The 23,753-nt window shown below is 65.6% G+C and carries 19 protein-coding genes and 2 tRNA genes; 5 read left to right on the top strand and 16 right to left on the bottom strand.

Annotation, left to right across the window (positions count from 1 at the left end):
• The first annotated feature begins 20 nt into the window (after positions 1–20).
• From I6F38_RS23655 to I6F38_RS23645, 3 genes are all read left to right on the top strand, one after another.
• On the top strand, positions 21–1,247 hold the full coding sequence (locus I6F38_RS23655) for a bifunctional 2-C-methyl-D-erythritol 4-phosphate cytidylyltransferase/2-C-methyl-D-erythritol 2,4-cyclodiphosphate synthase (RefSeq protein WP_225161984.1): 1,227 nt from the start codon (positions 21–23) through the stop codon (positions 1,245–1,247).
• Between the two features lies 1 nt (position 1,248).
• Positions 1,249–1,848 (top strand): CinA family protein, encoded by a 600-nt coding sequence (locus tag I6F38_RS23650; protein ID WP_038386736.1) that lies wholly within the window; start codon positions 1,249–1,251, stop codon positions 1,846–1,848.
• Positions 1,849–2,021: 173 nt separating this feature from the next.
• The gene (locus tag I6F38_RS23645) at positions 2,022–2,417 is read left to right on the top strand and encodes a BA14K family protein (RefSeq protein WP_225161983.1); all 396 of its coding nucleotides are present in this window, start codon (positions 2,022–2,024) and stop codon (positions 2,415–2,417) included.
• Between the two features lie 86 nt (positions 2,418–2,503).
• On the opposite strand, the gene I6F38_RS23640 is transcribed toward I6F38_RS23645, so the two are convergent.
• From I6F38_RS23640 to lipA, 3 genes are all read right to left on the bottom strand, one after another.
• On the bottom strand, positions 2,504–2,971 hold the full coding sequence (locus I6F38_RS23640; RefSeq protein WP_076828775.1) for an SRPBCC family protein: 468 nt from the start codon (positions 2,969–2,971) through the stop codon (positions 2,504–2,506).
• A complete protein-coding gene (locus tag I6F38_RS23635) occupies positions 2,971–3,510 on the bottom strand; it encodes a DNA topology modulation protein (RefSeq protein ID WP_225161982.1) in 540 nt (179 codons plus the stop codon). The genes I6F38_RS23640 and I6F38_RS23635 overlap by 1 nt, the downstream gene beginning before the upstream one ends.
• 90 nt (positions 3,511–3,600) lie before the next feature.
• Entirely contained in the window at positions 3,601–4,560 is a 960-nt protein-coding gene (gene lipA / locus I6F38_RS23630; RefSeq protein ID WP_038386732.1) for a lipoyl synthase, read from the bottom strand.
• Between the two features lie 164 nt (positions 4,561–4,724).
• Between lipA and I6F38_RS23625 the strand changes: the two genes are divergently transcribed.
• Positions 4,725–5,330 (top strand): DNA-3-methyladenine glycosylase, encoded by a 606-nt coding sequence (locus I6F38_RS23625; RefSeq protein WP_092084129.1) that lies wholly within the window; start codon positions 4,725–4,727, stop codon positions 5,328–5,330.
• A gap of 18 nt (positions 5,331–5,348) precedes the next feature.
• Here the strand turns inward: I6F38_RS23625 and I6F38_RS23620 are convergent, their stop codons facing one another.
• The 7 genes from I6F38_RS23620 to I6F38_RS23590 form a co-directional block, all read right to left on the bottom strand.
• Positions 5,349–8,216 (bottom strand): valine--tRNA ligase, encoded by a 2,868-nt coding sequence (locus tag I6F38_RS23620; RefSeq protein WP_225161981.1) that lies wholly within the window; start codon positions 8,214–8,216, stop codon positions 5,349–5,351.
• Between the two features lie 174 nt (positions 8,217–8,390).
• A complete protein-coding gene (locus I6F38_RS23615) occupies positions 8,391–9,125 on the bottom strand; it encodes a DUF2497 domain-containing protein (RefSeq protein WP_225161980.1) in 735 nt (244 codons plus the stop codon).
• A gap of 334 nt (positions 9,126–9,459) precedes the next feature.
• A complete protein-coding gene (locus tag I6F38_RS23610) occupies positions 9,460–10,863 on the bottom strand; it encodes a TolC family outer membrane protein (RefSeq protein ID WP_225161979.1) in 1,404 nt (467 codons plus the stop codon).
• 216 nt (positions 10,864–11,079) lie between these two features.
• The gene (locus I6F38_RS23605) at positions 11,080–11,745 is read right to left on the bottom strand and encodes a protein-L-isoaspartate O-methyltransferase (RefSeq protein WP_225161978.1); all 666 of its coding nucleotides are present in this window, start codon (positions 11,743–11,745) and stop codon (positions 11,080–11,082) included.
• 135 nt (positions 11,746–11,880) lie between these two features.
• Positions 11,881–12,060, bottom strand: a complete 180-nt coding sequence (locus tag I6F38_RS23600) for a hypothetical protein (protein ID WP_016842100.1) — start codon at positions 12,058–12,060, stop codon at positions 11,881–11,883.
• 135 nt (positions 12,061–12,195) lie between these two features.
• A tRNA-Asn gene (locus I6F38_RS23595) sits at positions 12,196–12,270 on the bottom strand.
• Between the two features lie 272 nt (positions 12,271–12,542).
• Positions 12,543–12,935, bottom strand: coding sequence for an anthrone oxygenase family protein (locus I6F38_RS23590; protein WP_249794265.1), 393 nt, complete (start codon positions 12,933–12,935; stop codon positions 12,543–12,545).
• Positions 12,936–13,186: 251 nt separating this feature from the next.
• On the opposite strand from I6F38_RS23590, the gene I6F38_RS23585 reads away from it, so the two are divergent.
• The gene (locus I6F38_RS23585; protein WP_024584196.1) at positions 13,187–13,369 is read left to right on the top strand and encodes a hypothetical protein; all 183 of its coding nucleotides are present in this window, start codon (positions 13,187–13,189) and stop codon (positions 13,367–13,369) included.
• A gap of 43 nt (positions 13,370–13,412) precedes the next feature.
• Here I6F38_RS23585 and I6F38_RS23580 read toward each other — a convergent pair.
• The 6 genes from I6F38_RS23580 to I6F38_RS23555 form a co-directional block, all read right to left on the bottom strand.
• A tRNA-Cys gene (locus I6F38_RS23580) sits at positions 13,413–13,486 on the bottom strand.
• A 55-nt stretch (positions 13,487–13,541) separates the two neighbouring features.
• Entirely contained in the window at positions 13,542–14,267 is a 726-nt protein-coding gene (locus I6F38_RS23575) for a tRNA-uridine aminocarboxypropyltransferase (RefSeq protein WP_225161977.1), read from the bottom strand.
• A 35-nt stretch (positions 14,268–14,302) separates the two neighbouring features.
• Positions 14,303–17,407, bottom strand: a complete 3,105-nt coding sequence (locus I6F38_RS23570) for an efflux RND transporter permease subunit (protein ID WP_225161976.1) — start codon at positions 17,405–17,407, stop codon at positions 14,303–14,305.
• Entirely contained in the window at positions 17,404–20,532 is a 3,129-nt protein-coding gene (locus I6F38_RS23565; protein WP_225161975.1) for an efflux RND transporter permease subunit, read from the bottom strand. Before I6F38_RS23565 ends, I6F38_RS23570 begins: the two co-directional genes overlap by 4 nt.
• Positions 20,533–20,580: 48 nt before the next feature.
• On the bottom strand, positions 20,581–22,026 hold the full coding sequence (locus I6F38_RS23560; protein ID WP_225161974.1) for an efflux RND transporter periplasmic adaptor subunit: 1,446 nt from the start codon (positions 22,024–22,026) through the stop codon (positions 20,581–20,583).
• The gene (locus I6F38_RS23555; protein WP_225161995.1) at positions 22,016–23,485 is read right to left on the bottom strand and encodes an efflux transporter outer membrane subunit; all 1,470 of its coding nucleotides are present in this window, start codon (positions 23,483–23,485) and stop codon (positions 22,016–22,018) included. Before I6F38_RS23555 ends, I6F38_RS23560 begins: the two co-directional genes overlap by 11 nt.
• Positions 23,486–23,753: the final 268 nt, after the last annotated feature.

Genomic DNA, 23,753 nt, shown 5'->3' with positions numbered 1-23,753 from the left:
TCGTCTGTCACTGGTTCAAAATGCCAAAGCCTGAGCGTACCGCAGCCATCCTTGTCGCAGCCGGCCGTGGACTGCGCGCCGGCGCAGGCGGGCCGAAGCAATACCGGACGATCGGCGGACAGACGGTGATCTACCGCGCCATGGAGGCGTTCTCCGGACATCCGGACGTGTTTGCGGTGCAGCCTGTGGTCAATCCTGACGACACAGCGCTTTTCGATGAAGCCGTCGCAGGCCTCCGTCATCGGCCGCCGACGCCGGGCGGCGCAACCCGGCAGGCCTCGGTCCATGCCGGGCTCGAGGCGCTCGCAAGCGAGAAGCCGGACATCGTGCTGATCCACGATGCCGCGCGCCCCTTCGTCACCGCAGCCGTGATCTCGCGCGCGATCGCCGCGGCCGGCCGGACTGGCGCTGCGATCCCCGTGATTCCCGTCGCCGACACGATCAAGCTCACCGGCGATGCCGGCGACGTCGAGGCGACGCCGGAGCGCGCGCGCCTGCGGATCGCGCAGACACCGCAGGCTTTTCGTTTCGACGTAATATTGGAGGCGCATCGTCGCGCAGCGCGCGAGGGCCGCTCCGATTTCACCGACGATGCGGCGCTTGCCGAGTGGGCGGGATTGACGGTTGCGACGTTTGAAGGTGATGCTGCCAACATGAAACTCACCACACCCGAGGACTTCGTGCGCGAGGAAGCGCGGCTCGCAAGCCAGCTCGGCGACATCAGAACCGGCACCGGCTACGACGTGCACGCCTTTGGCGACGGTGACCATGTGATGATCTGCGGCGTGCGCGTGCCGCACACGAAAGGATTTCTGGCCCATTCCGACGGCGATGTCGGGCTGCATGCTCTGGTCGACGCGATCCTCGGCGCGCTGGCCGACGGCGATATCGGCTCGCATTTCCCGCCGAGCGACGCCAAGTGGAAAGGCGCCTCCTCCGACCAGTTTCTGAAATACGCGGTCGAGCGCGTCACCGCGCGTGGCGGACGAATCGCCAATCTCGAAGTGACGCTGATCTGCGAGCGGCCGAAGATCGGGCCGTTGCGCGACACCATGCGGGCGAAGATCGCGGAAATCTCCGGCGTCCACATCTCGCGCGTGGCGGTCAAGGCCACCACCAGCGAGCGGCTCGGCTTCACCGGCCGCGAGGAAGGCATCGCGGCAACCGCTAGCGCCACGGTCCGTCTCCCTTGGGACGATAAAGGCTGGGACGATAAAGGTTGGGACGATAAAGGCCGGAGTGCCTGAGATGGGCGGCAGCGACGCTCGTGCCCTCTCCCGCTCGCTGCTCGACCTGTGCCGGATGCGCAAGCTGACCATCGCGACCGCCGAATCCTGCACCGGCGGCCTGGTCGCGGGTGCGCTCACCGACATCCCCGGCTCGTCCGACGTCATCGACCGCGGCTTCGTGACCTATTCGAATGAGGCCAAGCGGGTCATGCTCGGCGTCAAGGCGGCCACGCTGGAAACGTTCGGCGCGGTGAGCAAGGAAACCGCGACCGCGATGGCGATCGGCGCGTTGGAAAAGGCCGGCGTCGACCTTGCGGTCTCGATCACCGGCATCGCGGGCCCTGGCGGTGCGACACCAGGCAAGCCGGTCGGCCTGGTGCATTTCGCCGTCGCTGCGCGCGACGGCCGCATCATTCATCGTGAGCAGCGATTTGGCGCAATCGGCCGAAGCACGGTGCGGCAGCGCTCCGTGGTCGAAGCATTGCGCATGCTGATGGAGCTCGCGCGCCCGCCGCAGGCCGCCAAGCCGCGTCGCGAGGCCGCCAGCCGGTTGCGGCCAAGGGTGGCCCGCTCGCCGCGGAGCCACGCCGCGAAACGCCGCCGACCGCCGCGCGGATAGGCCCAACGCAAAGTCAAGTCGCGCCGCGGCCCGCCTTACACGGGCTTGTGTCAACTGCGGCCCGGTGACGCCTTCCTAAAATGGAACTTTGACGCGGCTTCACCGCTTTATGTTGTTCCAACTCTGCTGTTTCGATTGTTCGTCCAACAGCAAAATCCCACAACAAGGAGAAAATGATGAAGTTGGGAACTTTGGTCGTGGCCGCCATCAGCGCTGGCGCCATGACGCTGTCGACTGTCGCGCCTTCGTCCGCCGCCCCACTCGCTCCGGCGCGATTGCAGGACCAGCCTACCTCCGTCGAGCATGTGCAGTATCGGCATTGGCACGGTGGTCCGCGTTACGGCTATCGCGGCGGATACGGCTACCGCGGTGGTTACTATCGCGATCGTGGTAACAACGGCGCGGCGATCATCGGCGGGCTGGCGGCCGGCGCGATCATCGGCGGCGCCATCGCGGCGAGCCAGGCCAAGGCCAACAACGACGCCTATTGCTCCCAGCGTTTCCGCACCTACGACCCGACTTCGGGCACCTACATCGCATCCGGCGGCGTGCGGCGATCCTGCCCGTAACTCAGCGAACGGTCTCCCGCATCATCCGTCGTGCCCGGCCTCGTGCCGGGCATTTGCGTTCCAGGGATGTAGACGAGACGGCTTCGCTACGTCGACAGTTGAGGCTTGCCGTAGACCTGATCCGCGCGCTTCTCGAACGCCGCGGCAAAGCGTGAGAATGCGGCGTCGAACATCGAGCCCATCAGCATCGCCAGCATCCGGCTCTTGAATTCGTAGTTCAGGAAGAAGCCGACATCGCATTCGGTTTCCGACTTCGGCTCAAAACTCCAGCGGTTCTCCAGATTGCTGAACGGGCCGCGCAGATATTCGACCAGGATATTCAGATTGGCCCGGTCGAGCGTCACCTTGCTGGTGAAGGTTTCCCGCACCAGCTTGAAGGACACCGTCATGTCCGCCACCACGACCTCGGTGCCGTCGTCCTTGGGCGTGCGCTGGCGGATCTTGAGCGACTGGCATAGCGGCACGAATTCGGGATAGCGCTCGACGTCGGCGACCAGATCGAACATTTGGGGTGCGGTGTGCCGGACCCGCCGCTTGCTTGAGAATCGTGGCATCAGTGGATACTCGCACGGTTTTGCCCGAGTGCGAGGCGCTTCAGATAATCATCCGCCTGCGCCCGATCGGTGAAGCAGACCAGCGATTGATCGGGCCGCAAACCGGCAAAATACTCGATCAGCTTCGGCCGCTGCTGCCGGCGATAGGTCCAGACGTAGCGGAAGAATTCGAGATCGATCTTCTCGGGGCAGCCTTCCGCCATCTCGGGGCGGACCTGGCCATAGCTCCCGGCAACCCGCCTGAAGATGCCGAGCATGCAGGTCGACCGCGGCAGGTCGAACCAGATGATCGTATCGGAGAGCTGCCGGCGCAATTGCCCTGCACCATGCCTCATGTAGTTCCCATCCATGATCCAGCGCGGCTCCTGGGCTGCTTCGGTCATGCGGCGCTCGAATTCGTCCCTGCCCGACTCGACCCAGCCCGGTTTCCAGAACAGTGCATCGATCGACACGGTCGGAATCCCTGTCATGGCGGACAGCCGCCGCGCAAAGGTCGACTTGCCGGATCCCGACGATCCCATCACCAGAACGCGCTGCATTGGTCCAGTCCAAGGTTCGCTCAAGGTTCAGTCAAGGCCCGATCAAGCAACGGCGCGCGATGGCGCCGGCTTACCGCCGTTTGCAAAAATCTAGCGGCCGCGGGCCGTGCGCGCCGCCTGCAGTTTGGCGAAATCCTCGCCGGCGTGATGCGACGAGCGCGTCAACGGGCTCGCCGACACCATCAAAAAGCCCTTGGTATAGGCGACGCGCTCGTAGCCTGCGAACTCATCCGGCGTCACGTAGCGCATCACGGCGTGATGCTTGCGGGTCGGCTGTAGGTACTGGCCGATGGTGAGGAAATCGACTTCGGCCGAGCGCAGATCGTCCATCACCTGCAGCACCTCGTGCCGCTCCTCGCCGAGGCCGACCATGATGCCCGACTTGGTGAAGATGGTCGGGTCCATTTCCTTGACCCGCTGCAGCAGCCGGATCGAATGGAAATAGCGGGCGCCGGGACGGACCGTCAGATAGCGCGACGGCACGGTTTCCAGATTGTGGTTGAAGACGTCGGGCTTGGCCGCGACCACGCGCTCCAGCGCGCCGTCCTTGCGCAGGAAGTCCGGTGTCAGGATCTCGATCGTGGTGGTCGGGCAGCGTGCGCGGATCGCGCGGATGGTCTCGGCAAAGTGCTCGGCGCCGCCGTCGGCGAGATCGTCGCGGTCGACCGAAGTGACCACGACATGACTGAGCCCGAGCTTGGCGGTGGCCTCCGCGACGTATTCCGGCTCGCTCGCCTCGAGTGCGCCGGGCATGCCGGTCTTGACGTTGCAGAACGCGCAGGCGCGCGTGCAGGTGTCGCCCATGATCATGAAGGTGGCGTGCTTCTTGTCCCAGCACTCACCGATATTGGGGCAGCCCGCCTCCTCGCACACCGTGACGAGGCCGTTCTCCTTCACGATCCGGCGCGTATCCGCATAGCCGCGCGTGTTCGGCGCACGAACGCGGATCCAGTCCGGCTTCGGCGGCGACACGGCATCCGGCCGGTTGACCTTTTCGGGGTGCCGCGGGCGGAGCTGAGTGGTGGAGATGGTATCGACGATGGTGACCATGGATGCCTGCAAGTCGCGGGAGCATGATCCAGGCAGATCATGCTCCGAACCAAGGGCTTAGCTAATCGGTGTTGACGCGGCTCGCAACCCGCCCCGCGACCCTAGCAGACCTGCCCATATATTGGCAGTCTTGCGGTCCGTTCCATGCCGATTCCCACCTCAAAATGGCTCAAAAACCCCGATCCATCCGCGCGACCGCGCCGCGCCTCGGCAAGGCGCTGAAACGCTCCTTCTTCGATCGCAGCGTCCACGAGGTCGCCCCCGACCTGATCGGCGCGACCTTCCTGGTCGGCGGCGCCGGCGGCATCATCACTGAGGTCGAGGCCTATCATCACACCGATCCGGCGGCGCATTCCTACCGCGGGCCGACCCCGCGCAACCAGGTGATGTTCGGCCCGCCGGGCTTCTCCTACGTCTACCGCTCCTACGGCATCCATTGGTGCGTCAACTTCGTTTGCGAGGAAGCGGGCTCGGCCAGCGCCGTGCTGATCCGCGCGATCGAGCCGACCCATGGGCTCGCGGCGATGCGCAGGCGGCGCGGGCTGGAAGACGAGCGCGCGCTGTGCTCGGGGCCCGGCAAGCTCTGCGAGGCGCTCGGCATCACCATCGCGCACAGCGAATTGCCACTCGACCGCGCCCCGATCGCGCTCCATGCGCGGACCGAAGCCCCCGACATCATCACCGGGGTGCGGATCGGCATCACCAAGGCGGTCGACCTGCCCTGGCGCTACGGGCTGAAGGGATCGAAATTCCTCAGCAAGCGGTTTTGAGCGCCGCGGCGTTATCAGCTATGACGCCTTCTTCAACCGCTCGATCGCCTCGAGAATCTTGACGCGGCGCTCCGCTGCTGCCGCACGCTTTTCCTTCTCTTCCTCGACGAGCTCTTCCGGCGCGTTGGCGACGAACTTCTCGTTAGCGAGCTTGGCATCGACCCGCTTGATGTCGGCGTCGGCCTTGCCGAGCTCCTTCTCCAGCCGCGTGCGTTCGGCCGCGAGATCGATCACGCCCTTCAGCGGCAGCGCGACCGCCTCGCCGCGGACAAGGAGCTGCACCGCGCCTTCCGGCGGGTGATCGGCGAACGAGATATCCGACAATCGCGCGAGCCGCTTGATGGTGTCGTTCCAGCGCTGCGCGCGGTCCCGCGTCTCGTCGGAGGCGCCTGCGATCACCAGCGGCGTCAGTGTCGACGGCGGGATGTTCATTTCCGCCTTCACCGACCGCATCGCGGTGACGAGATCGACCACCCAGCCGATCTCGGCCTCGGCCGCGGGATCGCTGAACTCGTCGGCGTCGAGCGCGGCAATGACCGGTGGAATGATCGGATCGACCACCGGACCGGCGGTCGCGATCGCGGCCAGCTGCTCGCCGGTCACGCCCGACTTGCGCGGCCAGGACGCCAGCACCAACAGGCCGTCGCGCTTTGCGGTCACCGCCCACAACTCCTCCGTGATGAAGGGCATGAACGGATGCAGCAGCTTGAGGATCTCGTCACGGGTCCAGGCGATCATCGCGCGGGTCTCGGCCTTGGCCGCGCCCTCATCGCCCATCAGCACGGGTTTCGCGAGCTCAAGATACCAGTCGCAGAACACGTTCCAGACGAAGCGGTAGATCGCGCCCGCGGCATCGTTGAAGCGATGATCCTCGATCGTCTCGGTGACCTCGCGGGTGACGCGCGAGGTTTCGTGCGCGATCCAGCGGTTCAGCGTCTCCTTTGCGCCCTTCGGATCGAAACCGTCCGGCTTGACGCACTCGTTCATCTCGGCGAAACGGCAGGCGTTCCAGAACTTGGTCGCGAAATTGCGGTTGGTCTCGACCAGATGCGGCGACAGGCGGATGTCATGGCCTTGCGCCGCCTCGCGGGTCAGCGCGAAGCGCAGCGCGTCAGCGCCGTATTCGTCGATCACGCCGAGCGGGTCGATGACGTTGCCCTTCGACTTCGACATCTTGGCGCCCTTCTCGTCGCGGACGAGACGGTGGATGTAGACGGTCGAGAACGGCGCCTCCTTCATGAAATGGAGGCCCATCATCATCATGCGGGCGACCCAGAAGAAGATGATGTCGAAGCCGGTAACCAGCGTATTGGTCGGGTAGTAGCGCGCGACCTCCGGGGTGTCGTCCGGCCAGCCCAGCGTCGAGAACGGCCACAGGGCCGACGAGAACCAGGTGTCGAGCACGTCCTCGTCACGCGTGATGAAGCCCTCGCGCTTGGCGGGGTCGACCGCCATGTCGTGGCCCTGCTCCGGCGTGATGACTTCCTGCTCGACGTAATAGCCGAGCGCGTGGCCGACCGCCTCTTCCTCGGTCTCGGCGACGAACACCTTGCCGTCGGGTCCGTACCACGCCGGGATCTGATGGCCCCACCAGAGCTGACGCGAGATGCACCAGGGCTGGATGTTCTCCATCCACTCGAAATAGGTCTTTTCCCAGTTCTTCGGCACGAACGTGGTTTCGCCCGAGCGCACCGCCGCAATCGCCGGCTGCGCCAGCGTCTTGGCGTCGACATACCACTGGTCGGTCAGATACGGCTCGATCACGACGCCGGAGCGGTCGCCATGCGGCACCATGTGGGTGTTGGGCTCGATCCGCTCGAGGAAGCCGAACTCCTCCAGCCTTGCGACGATCTTCTTGCGCGCCGCGAAGCGCTCGATCTTGTCAAACTCGGCGGCGAACTCGTCGGCGCCCATCGGCAGGCCGCGCAGGTAGTCCTCGTTGCCCACCAGGCTGAGGCTGCCTTCCTGGTCGAGCACGCTGATCTGCGGCAGGCCGTGGCGCTTGCCGATCTCGAAGTCGTTGAAGTCGTGTGCCGGCGTCACCTTGACCGCGCCCGAGCCCTTCTCCGGATCGGAATAGTCGTCGGCGACGATCGGAATCCTGCGGCCGACCAGCGGCAGGATGACGTGCTGGCCGACCAGATCGGTGTAGCGCTCGTCGTCCGGATGCACCGCGACCGCGGTGTCGCCAAGCATCGTTTCGGGGCGCGTCGTCGCGACCACGATGAACGACTTCGGATCCTCGGGGCTGAAGCTGCGGCCCTCGATCGGGTAGCGCAGGTACCAGAGATGGCCCCGGACCTCGACCTGCTGCACTTCGAGATCGGAGATCGCGGTGAGCAGCTTCGGGTCCCAATTGACCAGGCGCTTGTCCTTGTAGATCAGGCCATCGCGATGCAGCTCGACGAACACCTTGACGACGGCGCGCGACAGGCCCTCGTCCATGGTGAAGCGCTCGCGCGACCAGTCGCAGGACGCGCCGAGGCGCTTGAGCTGGTTGACGATGGTACCGCCGCTCTCGGCCTTCCACTGCCAGACCCGCTCAAGGAATTTGGCGCGGCCCATATCGCGGCGGCCCGGCTCCTGCCGTTCCATCAGCTGACGCTCGACCACCATCTGGGTGGCGATGCCGGCGTGATCGGTGCCGGGCTGCCACAGCACGTCGCGGCCGCGCATCCGCTCGAAGCGGCACAGGATGTCCTGCAGCGTATTGTTGAGCGCGTGTCCCATGTGCAGCGAGCCGGTCACGTTCGGCGGCGGGATCACAATGGTGAAAGGCGCGGCGTCCTTGCGTTCAGGCCGGCCGGCCTTGAACGCACCGCTCTCCTCCCAGATCCGGGCCATCCGGTGCTCGATATCGGCAGGCTGGTAGTTTTTCTCGATCATGACAATGCGCTGTGGACCATGGAAAGCGTTAGAAAGCCGCCGGAGCGCACCAAGTCAACCGGACCGGCACGTCAAATCGACGTTTAGGGCATTTGGGGAGGTGATTGAGGGCCGCCAGGCCCAACGGCAGGAGCCAGCCTCGCGCCGGCGGCGGAGCTAGCGCCCGCGGCGGAGCTAACGCCCGCGGGATACCCGCTCGATCTCGGCCTTGACGATCCGCTCGACTAGCCCGGGCAGATTGTCGTCCAGCCAGGACTTCAGCATCGGCCGCAGCATCTCCTTGACCAGATCCTCGAGCGTCCGCGCATTGTTGCTCAGCACGGTGTTGGCCAGCGAGTTGAAGGCCGATTCGACGGCCCGCATCGTGGTTCCCGAGATGATCTGCTGCATGGGCGCGGTCTCGATTGCCGGCGGCTCCCGGGCCGGTTCCGGCGCCCGGCTCCGCGCTTCCGTGAACTCGAGGTCGTCCTGCGGCTCGACCTTGCGGAACGACGGCGCGGCGGCCGGGTCCGGCAGCGCCATCTCGTCGGTGAGTTCGAACACGTCGGCTTCGGGCTGGGCCGCGGGCTGCGGCGACGGCCTGATCTCGGTTGCGGGCGTCGCCTCATCGAGGCTGGCGAGCAGCGAGTCGATGTCGTCCTGACTGTTGCTGGCCGCCGGTGCTGGCGCAGGCGGCGGTGATTTCGGCGCGGGCGCGGCGGCCTTCGCAGCTGGTGGCGCTGCGGGCGGCGGGCTCTTCATCGCGGGCTTGGCTGCTGGTGCTGGCTCGACCTTCGGCGCCGGCGCTGCAGCGGCAGCCGCAGGCTTCTCGGCCGCGGCCGGCTTCGCCTCGTCGTCGGCAATGATGCGACGGATCGACGCCAGGATCTCCTCCATCGAGGGCTCTTGGACCTTCGCAGGTTGCGTCATCTCCGACTCCACATCGAAACGATTTTACATCAAGCCTGAGAGGATTCGCCGGTTCCGATGATGCGGGCGGAGATTTTCATTGCTCCCGCCCGACTTGTCCCCAGATCAAGCCCGCCCGAGGCCTTGTGCAAGCTTCGTGTCGCCCAATGCAGCGTGATCACAGGTGGCGTCGCACCTGTCATCACGCTACGCCGGCGCGCCGCGAATCGCCTTGCCGCCCGACAAAACGGTATGTCAGGCCAATTATCGAATGCAAGCAAACGCGCCTGTTTGTGGTCCTGATTAACTCAGAACCACAAACATGACGCGACAAGCGATGATGATGCGAAGGTGTTTAGCGGCCGTCGGGCGTGCGTACGCCGGCCCAGTTGTCACGAACCTGCTGGTAATGCACGCTCGGATCGTAGACGTTGGTCGAAAGGCCGAGCACCTGCGGCGACAAGCGGCCAACCGCGCTCAGCACGTTATAGGACGCGACGACGCGGTCGTGCTGCGCGGTGACCAGCGCGTTGCGCGCGTTGACGAGCGCCTGCTGCGCGTTGAGCACGTCGAGCGTGGTGCGCTGACCGGCCTTGGCCTCTTCGCGCACGCCGTTCAGGGCGATCTCCGACGCGGTCACCTGCGCCTGTGCCGACGCCACCTGCGACTTGCCGGCGACCAACTGGCCCCACGCGGTGACGACGTTGGCGCGCGCCTGATCGCGGGTCTGTTCGAGCACGAGGCGCTGCTGCGCCAGCGATTCCTTGGACTGGCGGATCAGCGAGTATTCCGCACCGCCCTGGTAGAGCGGAACCGACAGCTGGACCGCCGTTCCCGCGCTGAACGCGCGCTGGCTGATCATGGTCTGCTCGTACTGCTGCTGCACGGACGTTTGCAGGTTGACCGACGGGAACAGCGCACCCTCGCTGACCTTGACCTGCAGGAAGTTGACGTCGACGCCGTACATCGCCGAGGTGACGTTCGGATTCTGGGTCAGGCTGAGATCGACGGCAGCCGCAAGCGTCGTTGGCAGAAAGCGGTCGACCGGCGAGCCCGGCGCGAGATTCTGCGGCTCGTTGCCGATGATGCGGCGGAAATTCGATCGCGTCGTCGTCAGGTTCGATTCGGCGGTGAGCTGCTGGGTTTTGCCTGCCGCAAGCTGCGCTTCGGATTGCGCGACGTCGGTGCGCGTCACTTCGCCGACATTGAAGCGATCCTGGGTCTGCTTCAGCGTCTGTTCCAGCACGCGCGTGTTGCTGCGCTGAACCTCGACGATGGCGGAGTCGCGGAGATAGTCCATGTAGATCGTGGCCGCGCTCAGGATCACGGTTTGCTCGAGCACACGCAGGCCCTCGCGCGCCGCCGAGACCTGGCTTTCCGCCGCGCGCACCCTGGGCGCGGTCTGCGCGTTGAACAGCGATTGGTTGACCGTGAGGCCTGCGCTGCGTGGGGCGTTGGCGCCATGGATTTGGGTGCGGACAAGATTGTTCGCGTCGCCACCCTGTGTGGTCAGCGTATCGGTGTATTGGTACCCCGCGCTTGCCGTCAGTGCGACTTTCGGGCGGTAGCCCGACAGTGCCTGCGGAACGTTCTCGTCAGTTGACCGCACCTGCGCGCGTTGCGCGTTCAGCTGGGGATTGTTTTGGTAGGACCGCACCAGCGCGGCCTCGATTGTATCGGCGAGTGCGGGCACAGGGCCCATCTCCGCCAACAGAAGGACGGCAGTCGCAGCCGCGGTGACAACCTTCACCCCACGCATCCCCGGAAATCCAATCATTGTAGTCGCCGTCTCCCACACGCAAATCAGTCCGGCGGTCGCTTCAGTCGAAGTGAGTCCCGCCTCACCTTAGTCCGCAGCTAGGGCCAACGGAACTACCCCGCAACGGAACACGGTCGAAACTCTTCACATGGGGCAAACGGGCCACACTTCTGATTCGGAACGGGATTTTATCAGCCCGTGCGCCGCAGGAGAGGGTCAGAAGACGAAGGCGGGAACTCGCTCGAATCCGGGTAAAACGGGGGCCGAGGCGTCAAACAGCTCGCGATGGCCGAAATCCCCGTGGGAGTGCGTCACCAGGGTGGCGCGCGGCGGCGGCAACAAGCCGAACACCCCGACCAGCCTGCCCCCCTCCTTGAGCTGGCCGAACAGCCCGGTCGGGACGATCTCCGTCGCACCATTGAGGATAATGACGTCAAACGGGGCGCCGGCGGCATCGCCGTCGGCGGCCGCGGCCGTTTTGACGGTGATATTCTGGATCCCGAGCTCGGCGAAGGCTGTGGTCGCCTTTGCGGCAAGCGCCGGATCGCTTTCGGTCGCGCTGACGTTTGCGGCAAAGCGCGCCACCACGGCGGCGGCGTAACCGGTCGCGCAGCCGACCACCAGGACGCGGTCGGTGGCCTTGATCTCGGCGGCCTGGAGCATCCGGGCGAGCAGCGCCGGCGTGATCAGGCAGCGCCTCGTCGTACCGCCCTCGGCGACATCGAGGTCGAGGTCGAGGTAGGCCAGCGCCTGCTTGCTGGCCGGCACGAAGACCTCGCGCGGCACGGTCAGCATGGCATCGAGAATGCGATCATCGGTCACGTCGCTCGGACGCACCTGACCATCGACCATATACTGGCGCGCGGTCGAAAAACCGGTCATTGGCGGAGACCCTGCAAGTCGCGGCATTGCCGCTGGAGAAGCTAGAACAGGGCCATCTTTTGGAACAAGCTCCGCAAAAACGCAACACGCCGCTGGCGTGCAAAACGCGCTCCCAAAACGCGCTCGTGGCGCCGTCTATTCGATCGTGACAGCGAGTCGGCCGATCAGGCGGGCCACTTCATCGAGATGCTCGGAATCATGCTCCTCGACGGCCCTCGCGAGCCGGCGGACGCACTCATCGTCACTGATGTCGGGGGCATCATTCGGAACGAGCGTCGGCTGCGGCATCGACAGGTCGATCAGGTTAATAGCCATCAAAATCACCTCTCAAGACCCGGCGGGAGCAAGTGTCGACGGCTATTGAGTCGATTTGACGACGTTTTCGGCCTGTCCGCTGCGGACCACGGGCTTGTGATGGCGATTTGGGGGATCGATGGGGCCAGACCAAACTGGCTCCCCGGGCTGGATTCGAACCAGCGACCATTCGATTAACAGTCGAATGCTCTACCGCTGAGCTACCGAGGAATAGGCGAACATCTGTTCGCGAGCGGGCAGCGTATAACAAAGCCTTTCGGCCTTGCAAAGAACCAAATGGCCCCTCCGGCGAAACTTTAGCGCGCACGGTAAGCCTCTGCGATACAAGGGCTTACCTGTCGCCCGGCGTGCGACATGCCCAGCCCGCAGGCCCGGCCGCGCTCCTGCGGGCGCCTGGAAACCACCGCCAGCGCGGCGGCCACGCGGCGCCCGCGATTCTGTCAGGGGCGCCACGGCCCAGCTCCTCGCGCAAACGGGGTTGGCTACCGCCCGGCGATGGCAACGATGAACAGCGCGGTCGCGGCCAGCGAGGCGATGGTCCGCACGTGGTTCCAGAAGGTCCAGTCGGTCAGATAGCGCGCCCAAACCGACGCCGCCGACGTGCCCGCCGGGTCAGAGGCCGCAAGCTGATCGTTCAGCGGCACATTGAAGACGACGGTGACGACGAACATGCCGACCACGTAGAGGCCGCCGCCGCAAATCATCGCAACCGCGCCCGGCTCCTGCCATCTGAGCCCGCCGAGCACGACCAGCACGGCGCAGGACAGCGTGGTGCCGAGAAACACCGGCATGAACGGCGAGCGGACGATATCGACATTGATCGCGTTCATCGCCGAGATGCCGGCGGCCTGATCGATGCGGCCGAGCGCGGTCATGACGAAAGCCGAGAACGCGAAATAGAGCCCGGCGAGCAGGCCGCGCCGGGAATCCCGGCAAGAGTTTTTAGAAAGTTGTGATTTGTTTCACACGAGGTGCGGCCATGCCGACCTAGGTTCCCGAAGGGATCACCAACGATTCATTAACCAAAGCGGGCGCCATCGTTCTTTTCATAAAATTCGAACGAATCGCTCAATCCGGACCGAAGACAGTTTTGCGACCATGGCGCTCTCGAACCTCGGAGAGCGTGATGAGCGAAGTCGAATTTGATCTGCTGCTGGACGCCGTGCGAACGGCGATCGCGCCCATTGCTCAGGAGGATTTCGTGGCTCAGCCCTCGCCCCGCATTCAGCCGCCACCACGCGCGGCCAATGACAACCAGGCGCCGTGGCCGCTGATTCCGTTTCCTGAAGGTTGGTACGCCGCGAGTTAATGCGGCTTCTCATTTGTTGGCTGCAAGCCATTGATGAGATGAGTGGAGGCCACGACCAGAATTGAACTGGTGTACACGGTTTTGCAGACCGTTGCGTAACCACTCCGCCACGTGGCCCCTTGCGGCGGACTTCATATACGGCCTCTCTCCGATAGGCAACCGAGCCGGACGGCTAACGCCGGCGTCTGCGAAAGTCCCGCTTCTTCGGTTTTGGCGCCAATTCCGGCATTTTGGCCTGCACTTCGCGGAATCTCGCCAGCATCCGCTCGAAACTATTAGTTAACGTTGCGGCAATATCCGGCCGCTTCTCCAGCCCCGCCAGCAGGATCGCGGCGGCCTCGATGGTGGACAGGCCGTCGCGGCGCGGTTCCCGCCGCAGTCTGCCGTAGAGCGAGGGTCGTTTCGGCCCGAGAATCACCCGCTGGCACTTCAGCATCCAGGCATTGCGCCACCACAGCGCCTTGGCCTGGCTCCAGGTGCCGTCGAGCAGCACGATGCCCTCGATGTCGGCGAGGATCCCGCGCTGATGCGGCTCCAGCTCGCCCTTGCGGTTGATCGCAACGATCTCGGCATCGGTATCGAGGTCTTCGACCTTGGCGGAGCCGAGATAGAGCACCGCCCAGCGCGATGGATCAGGTACCGGCCGGCCGAGCGCCTTGGCCAGGCTCGGCCAGGACAGCCCGATCCGCACCACGGCGTTTTCGAAATGCTGTGCCAACAGTCGCGCGGTGCCGAGCGCCCTGTCCTGCTCCTGCGGATGGATCAGGATCAGGAGCTGGATGCGGCTCTCGATCGGCGTGACGCTGTCGCAGATGCACAGCGGCAACGGCTTGCCGCAATACGCGCACTCCTCGATCTCGGCGACAATATCGGCTTTTGCTTCGGTCGGTTCGGACATCGCTCCGCTATACGCTTGCAATCGTGCAATTCAAACTATTCCGCGGGTGCATGCACGCCTGACGGCTCGCGGCGCTGGCGCAGCCGGTCGATCAACAGATAGATCACCGGTGTCGTGTAGAGCGTCAGGATCTGCGACACGAACAGGCCGCCGATGATGGTGATGCCGAGCGGCCGGCGCAGCTCGGTGCCCGGGCCGGTCGCGATGACCAGCGGAATGCCGGCGAACAGCGCGGCCATCGTCGTCATCAGGATGGGACGGAAGCGCGCGCGGCAGGCCTCGAAGATCGCGTCCCGCGACGACAGGCCCTGATGCCGCTCGGCCTCGAGCGCGAAGTCGACCATCATGATGCCGTTCTTCTTGACGATGCCGATCAAGAGGATGATGCCGACGAAGGCGATCACGGTCAGCGGCGTGTTCGTCACCTGCAATGCGAGCAAGGCGCCGAGGCCGGCCGACGGCAGCGTCGAGATGATCGTGATCGGATGCGCCAGGCTCTCATAGAGCACGCCGAGCACGATATACATCGCAACCAGCGCGCCGAGGATCAGCAGCGGCTGCCGCCCGCTGGTCTTGTTGAAATCGCCGGCATTGCCGTCGAAGCTGCCGCGAATGCCCTCGGGCATGTGCAGCTCGTCGACCGCCTGCTGGATGTTCGTCGTCGCGACCTCCAGCGGCACGTCCGGCAGCAGGTTGAACGACACCGTGGTCGAGGGGAAGCCGCCAGAGTGATAGACCGCGAGCGCCGATAATCCACGCTGGTAGTGCACCAGCGCCGACAGCGGCACTTGCACGTCGTTGGCGCCGGCAACGTAGATGCGCTCGAGGTTCGACGGATCGCTCTGGAATTTCGGATCGATCTCGAGCACCACCACGTACTGGTTGCGCTGGGTGTAGATGTACGAGATCTGCCGCTGCGAGAAGGCGTTGTTGAGCGCGTTGTCGATGTCCTGCACGCGGACGCCGAGGCTGGAGGCGGTCTTGCGGTCGATCACGAGGTTGAGCTGCAGGCCGCCGGGATCGCGGTCGGAGGAGACGTCCGTGATGCCCTCCACCGTCTCCATGCGCTTGGCCACGATCGGCGCCCATTTCTGCAACAGCTCGAGGTCGGTCGAGGCGAGCGTGTACTGGTAGTCGGAATCGCTCTGCCGGCCGCCGGTTCGGATATCCTGGGCGGCGAACATGAACAGGCGGATGCCCGGCACCATGAACAGGTTGCGGCGCAGCCGGTCGATCACCTGCGCGGTCGACATCCCTCCCCGCTCCTCCGGCGGCTTCAGGCTGATGAACATGGTGCCGCGGTTGGAGGTGGCGCCGCCCGGGCCGCCGCCGGAGCCGACCGACGAGCCGATGCCGGCGACCGCGGGGTCGGCCATCACGATGTCGGCGAGCCGCTGCTGCAGCTGAAGCATCGCCTGGAACGAGATATCCGCCGATGCCCGCGTCGAGCCGATCACGAAGCCGCTGTCGTCGGTCGGGAAATAACCCTTCGGCGTCTTGATGTAGAGCGTCACCGTCAGCGCGACGGTGGCGAAGAACACCACCAGGGTCAGGAAGGGATAGCCGAGCACGATCCGCAGCGTCGCTGCGTAGAACGCCACGACTCGGGACAGCGTGCCCTCGATAATGCGGTCGTACCAGGTGGCGTGATCCGAGGTCGCCCCCCTGATGTAATGCGCGCAGATCATCGGCGTGATGGTCAGCGACACCACGGTCGAGACCGCGATCGCAAACACCAGCGTCAGCGAGAATTCGCGCAGCAGCCGCCCGACGATGCCATCCATGAAGATCAGCGGCGTGAAGGCCGCGATCAGCGACAGCGAGATCGACAACACCGTGAAGCCGATCTGCTTGGCGCCTTCGACCGCGGCCGGATATGGCGCCATGCCCTGCTCGAGATTGCGGTACATGTTCTCGATCATCACGATGGCGTCGTCGACCACGAAGCCGACGGAGATCGCCAGCGCCATCAGCGACAGATTGTCGATCGAGAAGCCGGCGAGCCACATTCCGGCGCAGGTGCCGGCCAGCGCCAGCGGCACCGACACGCCGGCGGCGATCGTCGGCACCACCCGGCGCAGGAACACGAACACCACGATCATCACAAGCACGGCGGTCGCCAGCAGCGTGAACTGCATGTCCTCGACGCTGGCGCGGATCGTTCCGGTGCGATCGACCAGGGTCGAGATCTCGACGCCCGCCGGAATCCATTTCCTCAGTTCCGGCAGCATCCTGCGAACGCCGTCGACGGTGTCGATGACGTTGGCGTCGCCCTGCTTGGTGATCTGGATCAGCACCGCCGGCTGCTTGTTGAACCAGGCGATCGAGCGCGAGTTGCGCACGGAATCCTCGACCTCGGCGACGTCGGCGAGGCGGACGTAATTGCCGTTCGAGCTCTTGACGACGATGTCGCGGAATTCGGCCGCGGTGCGCATCTGCTTGTTGATCGAGAGCGTCTCGCTCAGCCGGCCGCCATTGAAGATGCCGACCGGTCCCAGCGGGTTGGCATTGATGATCGCGAGCCGGACGTCGTCGGTCGCGATTCCGGCGTTCGCCAGCGACACCGGGTTGAGCGCGATGCGCACCGCCGGCTGGTCGGCGCCGCTGACGGTCACCTCGCCCACTCCCGGCACCTGCGAGATGCGCTGCGCCAGCACCGTGTCGGCGACATCGTACATCGCGCTGGTCGAGATCGTCTTCGAGGTCAGCGCCAGCACGAATACCGGCGACGCGGCCGGGTTGGCCTTGCGGAACTTGGGCAGCGACGGCAGGTCGCTCGGCAGATCGGCGAGCGAGGCGTTGATCGCGGCCTGCACGTCGCGCGCGGCGCGGTCGATATTGCGGCCGATCGAGAACTGCACCTGGATGCTGGTGATGCCGAGCGAGCTCGTCGAGGTGATCTGGTCGACGCCCGAAATGGTGCCGAGCTTGCGCTCCAACGGTGCGGCGACGGTCGCGGCCATTACCGAGGGATCGGCCCCCGGCCTGGACGCCGACACCCGAATGGTCGGGAAATCGACATTCGGAACCGACGACACCGGCAGGAACTGGTAGGCGACGATCCCGACCAGGAACAGCCCGATCGCAAGCAGTGTGGTGCCCACCGGCCTGCGGATGAAGGGCTCGGAGATCGAGATCACTGCATGCCCTCGGTGGCGCCCGCGATCGGCGGGCCGCTGGGACCCGGCTCCGGCACGGCCCGCTCGATCCGGCGGTTGAGACGGTCGAGCGCCAGATAGATCACCGGCGTGGTGTAGAGCGTCAGCAGCTGGCTCAGCAGCAGGCCGCCGATGATCGAGATACCGAGCGGGAAGCGCAGTTCGGCGCCGGTGCCGCTCTCGATCGCGAGCGGCAGCGCGCCGAACAGCGCCGCCAGCGTCGTCATCATGATCGGGCGGAAGCGCAGCAGGCAGGCCTGCACGATGGCGTCATAGGACGACATGCCCTGGTGACGCTCGGCCTCCAGCGCGAAGTCGATCATCATGATCGCGTTCTTCTTGACGATACCCATCAACAGGATGATGCCGATCAGGCCGATCACCGAAAGATCCTGCCCGCACAGCATCAAGGCGAGGATGGCGCCGACGCCGGCCGATGGCAGCGTCGAGAGGATGGTGATCGGATGGATATAGCTCTCATAGAGCACGCCGAGCACGATATAGATCGTGATGATCGCCGCCAGGATCAGCCAGGGCTGGCCGGCGAGCGAGCGCGAGAATTCGGCGGCGTCGCCGGAATAAATCCCGACGATGCTGCCGGGCATTCCGATCCTGCTCTCGATCGCCTTCACGGCCGCGACCGCGTCGCCCAGCGCCTCGCCCGGCGCCAGGTTGAAGCTGAGCGAGACCGACGGGAATTGCGCCTGGTGCGAGATCGCGAGCGGCGCTGTTGTCCGGACCAGCGTCGCCACCGCCGACAGCGGCACCTGCGCGCCGTTGGCGCCGGGCAGATAGAGCTTGTCGAGAATCGACGGGTCGCGCTGATACATCGGCAGCGCTTCGAGCACGACGCGGTACTGGTTGGCCTGGCCGTAGATCGTCGAGATCTGCCGCTGCGCGAAGGCATCGTTCAGCGTGTCGGTGACGCCCTGCAGACTGACGCCGAGCTGGCCGGCGCGCTGGCGGTTGACGTCGAGCGCCGCGCGCAGGCCGCCCTCCTGCGCCTCCGAGGAGACATCGCGGAAGATCGGGTCGCGCCGCATCTCCGCGACGAGCTTTTGCGCCCATTGCGAGACCTCGGCGGCGTCGGTCGCGGTCAGCGTGTACTGGTATTGCGAGCGGCTCGACTGGGTCGAGATCTGCACGTCCTGCACCGGCTGGAAGTACACCGTCATGCCGGGCACCGTCGCGATCTTCTCCTTCAGCCGCTCGATCACCTTGACGACGCCCTCGCGCCGCTGGTCGAGCGGCTTCAGCGTCATCACCAGCCGGCCGACATTGGTGGTCGGATTGACCGAGCCCGAACCGATCACCGAGACAACGCCGACCACATCAGGATCGGCCTTGATGATGTTTGAGACCGCGCTCTGCCGCCGCTGCATCTCGGCGAACGAGACGTCGGGTCCGGCCTCGGTCACCGCCGTGATCGATGAGGTGTCCTGCAGCGGCAGAAAACCCTTCGGTGCCAGCACATACATGATCAGCGTCAGCGCGATGGTCGCGAACGTCACCAGCAGCGTCGCGCGCTGGCGCCGCAGCACCCAGAGCAGCGTCCGATGGTAGAACTCCACCATGCGGTCGATGAAGCGGCTGACCGCCGCGAGGCCCGGGACCGCCATCTCCTCATGGATGTTCTTGAGCAGCCGCGAGCACATCATCGGCGTCAGCGTCAGCGAGACGATCGCCGAGGTCACGACCGCGATCGTCAAAGTGAGCGCGAATTCGCGGAACATGCGGCCAACCAGGCCGGACATGAACAGCAGCGGGATGAACACCGCGATCAGCGACACCGTCAGCGAGATCACGGTGAAGCCGATCTCACTGGCCCCCTTCAGCGAGGCCTCCATCACCGTCTCGCCGTCTTCCATGTGGCGGACGATGTTCTCGATCATGACGATGGCGTCGTCGACCACGAATCCGGTTCCGATGGTCAGCGCCATCAGCGACAGATTGTCGAGGCTGAAGCCCGCGAAATACATGATGCCGAAGCTCGTGATCAGCGACAGCGGCAGCGCGACGCCGGCGATCAGGGTCGCGCGCAGCGACCGCAGGAACAAGAGCACCACCAGTGTCACCAGCACGACGCTCAGGATCAGCGTGAACTGAACGTCGCGCACCGAGGCGCGGATCGTCACGGTACGGTCGGAGACGATGGTCAGCTTGACGCCGGCCGGGACCGCCCGCTGCAGCCGCGGGATTTCGCCGCGGATCTGCTTGACGACGTCGATGACATTGGCGCCCGGCTGGCGCTGGATGTCGATGATGACGGCCGGCGTGCCCTGGTACCACCCGCCGGTGCGGTCGTTCTCCAGCCCGTCGACGATCTGGGCGACGTCGCCGATCGTGACCGGCGAGCCGTTGCGATAGGCGATGATGATCGGCCGGTAGGCGTCGGCGGCGGCGATCTGGTCGTTGGCGGCGATGGTGTAGGATTGCTGGGCGCCGTCGAGCGAACCCTTCGGCCCCGACACGTTGGCGCCGGCGATCGCGTTACGCAAATCCTCCATCGCGATGCCATAGGCCGCAAGCCGGGCCAGATCGGCCTGCACGCGCACCGCCGGCTTCAGGCCGCCGAGGATCGAGACCCTGCCGACGCCGGAAATCTGGCTCAGCCGTTGGCCCAGAATGGTGTCGGCGAGATCGCTCATCGCCCGCAGCGAGATCGTCTCCGAGGTCAGCGCCAGCGTCATCACCGGCGCGTCCGCCGGGTTCACCTTGGCATAGACAGGCGGATACGGCAGCGTCTTCGGCAAAATGCCGGCGGCAGCGTTGATCGCGGCCTGCACATCCTGCGTGGCGCCGTCGATGTCGCGGTTGAGGTCGAACTGCAGCGAGATCTGGCTGACGCCGAACGAACTCGTCGAGTTCATCGACGACAGCGACGGGATCTGCCCGAGCTGCCGCTCCAGCGGCGCCGTGATCAGCGAGGCCACCACGTCGGGGCTGGCGCCCGGCAGTTGCGTCGTCACCTGCACGGTCGGGAAGTCGACCTGCGGCAGCGCGGAGACCGGCAGCGCCCAATAGCCGAGCGCACCGCCGATCATCAGGGCGATGCCGAGCAGCGAGGTGGCGATCGGCCGGCGGATGAACGGTTCGGAGACGCTCATGGCTGCGTACTCGCTGTAAGATCGGACATTACGAAGTCAGGATGCTAGTCATGGCTGCGCCTTCGGCGCGCCGCCCGACTGTTCGCCCCCTGCTGCCGGCGCGGGCGCCGGTCCGGTCTGCCCCTTCTGATCGCCTTCGCTATGCTCGTGCCGGCCGCGATGCTCACCGTCCTTGCCCTGCCAGTCTTTCTTACCGTCCTTGCCTTGACCTTCGCCTTGCGCCCCGCGCTTGCCGTCAGGGTTGCGGCTGCGCTTGCGTGGCGCGAGATCGGCGGCCGGCGGCCCGTCGTCCTTGCCGACCACGACCTTCGCGCCATCGGCGAGATTGGCAAAGCCGGTCGTCACGACGCGGTCCGACGTGGTCAGGCCGCTGGCGATGACGGCCTCATGCTCGTTCTGCTGCGTGACCGTGACCGGCTTGGCGGTGACGATATCGCCCTCACCGATCACGTAGCTGAACGTGCCAGCGGGACCGCGCTGCACCGCGGAGGTCGGCACCACGATGGCCTGCGGCAGGGTCTCGACCTTGAGGCGGACATTGACGAACTGGCCGGGCCAGAGCTGGTAGCTGGCGTTGGGGAATTCCGCCTTCAGCTTCAGCGTGCCGGTGGTCGGATCGACCTGGTTGTCGATGCCGGTCAGCTTGCCGGTATCGATCACGGTGACGCCGTCATTGCCGAACACATCGACCGCAAGCTGGCCCTTCGCCGCCGCGGCGTTGACGCGCATGATCTGCTGCTGCGGCAAACTGAACCACACCGCGATCGGCCGCAGCTGGGTCAGGATCACGAGCCCCGTAGTATCGGCGGCGTGGATGATGTTGCCCTGGTCGACCTGGCGCAGGCCGGCGCGACCGGAGATCGGCGCGACGATCTTGGTGTAGCCGAGCGTGGCGCGCGCATTGTCGATCTGGGCCTGGTCGGCCTTGATGATGGCCTCCTGCTGTGCGACCAGCGCACGCTGCGTATCGGCCTGCTGCTTGGAGCCCGCGTTGCTGGCAGCGAGCTGCTCATAGCGGGCTAGGTCTATCTTCTGATTGGCGAGCAGCGCTTCGTCCTTGGCCTTCGTGGCCACCGCCTGGTCGTATTGCGCCTGATAGATCGCCGGATCGATCTCGCCCAGAACGTCGTCCTTCTTGACGTCCTGGCCCTCGACGAAATTCACCTTGAGCAGCTTGCCGTCGACCTGCGAGCGCACGGTCACGGTATTCAGCGCCCTCACCGAACCGACGCCGTCGAGATAAACCGGCACGTCATGCACCTGCGGCGTGGCCGCCAGCACCGGCACCGGCAGGTCAGGCCGCCCGCCCGCGCCGCGCCCGCCGCCGCCATTTTGCTTGGGCTGGAAGGCGAGCCAGCCGAGATAGCCGAGCCCGCCGAGGATCACGAGCGTGATGAGCAAGGACACCATGCGCCCCAGCACGCGCGAGAGAAGGGTCCGCTTGCGCGGCGCCGTGCGTTTCTCGTCGTCCGTCGAGTCGGGCTTAAAGAGCATCGACCGGTCTTTCCATCTTCGGTTCCCAGCCGCCCCCTAATGCTTGATATAGGCTCACGATCGCCAATAGCCGGGCCAGTTGGGCCTGCGAATAGGCATCTTCCGCCTGGAACAGGGTCAGCTGCGTGTTTAGCACAGTTACGATATCGGCGGTGCCGGCCTTGAGCTGCTGCTCGGCGAGGTCGAAGGCGCGCCGCGACGACGACAGCACGTCGCGCTGCAGCTGCAGCCGGCGCGTGGTCTCGCGGATCGCGACCAGTGCATTGTCGACGTCGGTGAACGACTGCACCACCGTCTTGCGGTAGGTCTGCAGCAACTCGTCCTGCTTGGCCTTGGTGTATTCGAAATTGCCGAGGATCCGGCCGCCGTCGAAGATCGGCTGGGTCATGCTGCCGACCAGGTTGAAGAAGGCGGCATGCGGCTGGAACAGCGAGACCAGCGCCTGGCTCTGGTAGCCACCCGTCCCGGTCAGCTGGATGCTCGGGAAGAACTGCGCCCGCGCGCTGCCGACATTGGCGGTGGCGGATGCAAGCTGCGCCTCCTGCCGGCGGATGTCGGGACGCTGGGTCAGCAATTCAGACGGCAGGCCCGGCGTGACGCGCGGGATCGCAACGGGGTTGAGGGAGCCGCCGGAGACGCGCACGCTTTCCGGCGGGCGCGACACCAGCACGGCGAGCGCGTTGATATTCTGGGCGAGCGTCTGCCGCAGCGGCGGCACCAGCGCGCGCTGGTTGGCGAGCACGCTCTCCTGCTGCGCGACATCGAGATCGGAGCCGGTGCCGGCCTTGAAGCGCTCCTTGATCGCATTGAGGATGCGCTCGGCGCTGGCGATGTTGCTCTGCGCGGTGCGAAGCCGGTCCTGCGTCGCCAGCACGGTGAAATAAGCATTGGCGACGCTTGCCAGCGTGGTCAGCGCCACCACCTCGCGGTCGAACCGGTTGGCAACGGCGGTCTCCTCCGCCGCCTGCGCGGCGTCGCGGTTCTGGCCCCAGAAGTCGAGCTGATAGCTGGCGCTCAGCGAGGCGTTGTAGTTCACCACCTCGCGCCCGCCATTGGTGAGGCCGCTGGCGCTGGAGCCGGAGGTGCGCGAGTAGGTTTCCGATCCGTTGAGATTGAGGGTCGGCAGCAGCGCCGCGCCGGCCTGCCGCGCCAGCGCGTCGGCCTGGCGGAAGCGCGAAACCGCAGCTGCAATGTCGAGGTTGACGGTCTGCGCCTCCTCCATCAGCTGCGTCAGCTCCTTGGAGCGGAAGCCCCGCCACCAATCGAGCGTCGGAAGCGCGTCACCCGGCCCGCCGAGACGCGCGGCCTTGTAGCCCTGCGGCACGTCGAGCGCCGGATCAGGAATGTCCTTGGTCAGAATGCAGCCGGCGGAGCCGGCGGCCAGGCCGAGCGCAACAAGCGAGCGTGCCGCGAGGCGGCGCGCGCGGACGGCGAGGCCGAACCGGCCTCCAGGCACCATCACGGACACCGGCTGGGTCACACCCGTTCTCCGCCGAAGCCAGACTTCGCCCGTGGCGCACGAATGACGCGTTCAGCGATGGTCTGGGTGACGTTCACGGGGGTATGCTTCAAATGGAACCTGCCTGTCCCATCCTACCCTTGGGACAATGGGGCGGACAGCCCCGTCACAATTGCGCGGCGTCGCATCACAAGCGATTCGTGGCTACCTTGAATGCCGACTTTTCCCTATTTTTTACGGCATTTCCGCGCTTTTCGGCCCGGTGCCG

Origin of the sequence: Bradyrhizobium sp. BRP56, assembly GCF_020194035.1 — a bacterium.
Lineage (GTDB): Bacteria > Pseudomonadota > Alphaproteobacteria > Rhizobiales > Xanthobacteraceae > Bradyrhizobium > Bradyrhizobium australafricanum.
Note: the sequence above shows the minus strand (reverse complement) of the source record. Positions and strands in the feature narration are given on the sequence as shown.

What these genes read in the sequence shown, in the direction of transcription:
- I6F38_RS23655 (WP_225161984.1), top strand. Translation starts at nt 21, where the DNA reads ATGCCAAAGCCTGAGCGTACCGCAGCCATCCTTGTCGCAGCCGGCCGT.
- I6F38_RS23650 (WP_038386736.1), top strand. Translation starts at nt 1,249, where the DNA reads ATGGGCGGCAGCGACGCTCGTGCCCTCTCCCGCTCGCTGCTCGACCTG.
- I6F38_RS23645 (WP_225161983.1), top strand. Translation starts at nt 2,022, where the DNA reads ATGATGAAGTTGGGAACTTTGGTCGTGGCCGCCATCAGCGCTGGCGCC.
- I6F38_RS23640 (WP_076828775.1), bottom strand. Translation starts at nt 2,971, where the DNA reads ATGCCACGATTCTCAAGCAAGCGGCGGGTCCGGCACACCGCACCCCAA.
- I6F38_RS23635 (WP_225161982.1), bottom strand. Translation starts at nt 3,510, where the DNA reads ATGCAGCGCGTTCTGGTGATGGGATCGTCGGGATCCGGCAAGTCGACC.
- lipA (WP_038386732.1), bottom strand. Translation starts at nt 4,560, where the DNA reads ATGGTCACCATCGTCGATACCATCTCCACCACTCAGCTCCGCCCGCGG.
- I6F38_RS23625 (WP_092084129.1), top strand. Translation starts at nt 4,725, where the DNA reads ATGGCTCAAAAACCCCGATCCATCCGCGCGACCGCGCCGCGCCTCGGC.
- I6F38_RS23620 (WP_225161981.1), bottom strand. Translation starts at nt 8,216, where the DNA reads ATGATCGAGAAAAACTACCAGCCTGCCGATATCGAGCACCGGATGGCC.
- I6F38_RS23615 (WP_225161980.1), bottom strand. Translation starts at nt 9,125, where the DNA reads ATGACGCAACCTGCGAAGGTCCAAGAGCCCTCGATGGAGGAGATCCTG.
- I6F38_RS23610 (WP_225161979.1), bottom strand. Translation starts at nt 10,863, where the DNA reads ATGCGTGGGGTGAAGGTTGTCACCGCGGCTGCGACTGCCGTCCTTCTG.
- I6F38_RS23605 (WP_225161978.1), bottom strand. Translation starts at nt 11,745, where the DNA reads ATGACCGGTTTTTCGACCGCGCGCCAGTATATGGTCGATGGTCAGGTG.
- I6F38_RS23600 (WP_016842100.1), bottom strand. Translation starts at nt 12,060, where the DNA reads ATGGCTATTAACCTGATCGACCTGTCGATGCCGCAGCCGACGCTCGTT.
- I6F38_RS23590 (WP_249794265.1), bottom strand. Translation starts at nt 12,935, where the DNA reads ATGACCGCGCTCGGCCGCATCGATCAGGCCGCCGGCATCTCGGCGATG.
- I6F38_RS23585 (WP_024584196.1), top strand. Translation starts at nt 13,187, where the DNA reads ATGAGCGAAGTCGAATTTGATCTGCTGCTGGACGCCGTGCGAACGGCG.
- I6F38_RS23575 (WP_225161977.1), bottom strand. Translation starts at nt 14,267, where the DNA reads ATGTCCGAACCGACCGAAGCAAAAGCCGATATTGTCGCCGAGATCGAG.
- I6F38_RS23565 (WP_225161975.1), bottom strand. Translation starts at nt 20,532, where the DNA reads ATGAGCGTCTCCGAACCGTTCATCCGCCGGCCGATCGCCACCTCGCTG.
- I6F38_RS23560 (WP_225161974.1), bottom strand. Translation starts at nt 22,026, where the DNA reads ATGCTCTTTAAGCCCGACTCGACGGACGACGAGAAACGCACGGCGCCG.
- I6F38_RS23555 (WP_225161995.1), bottom strand. Translation starts at nt 23,485, where the DNA reads ATGGTGCCTGGAGGCCGGTTCGGCCTCGCCGTCCGCGCGCGCCGCCTC.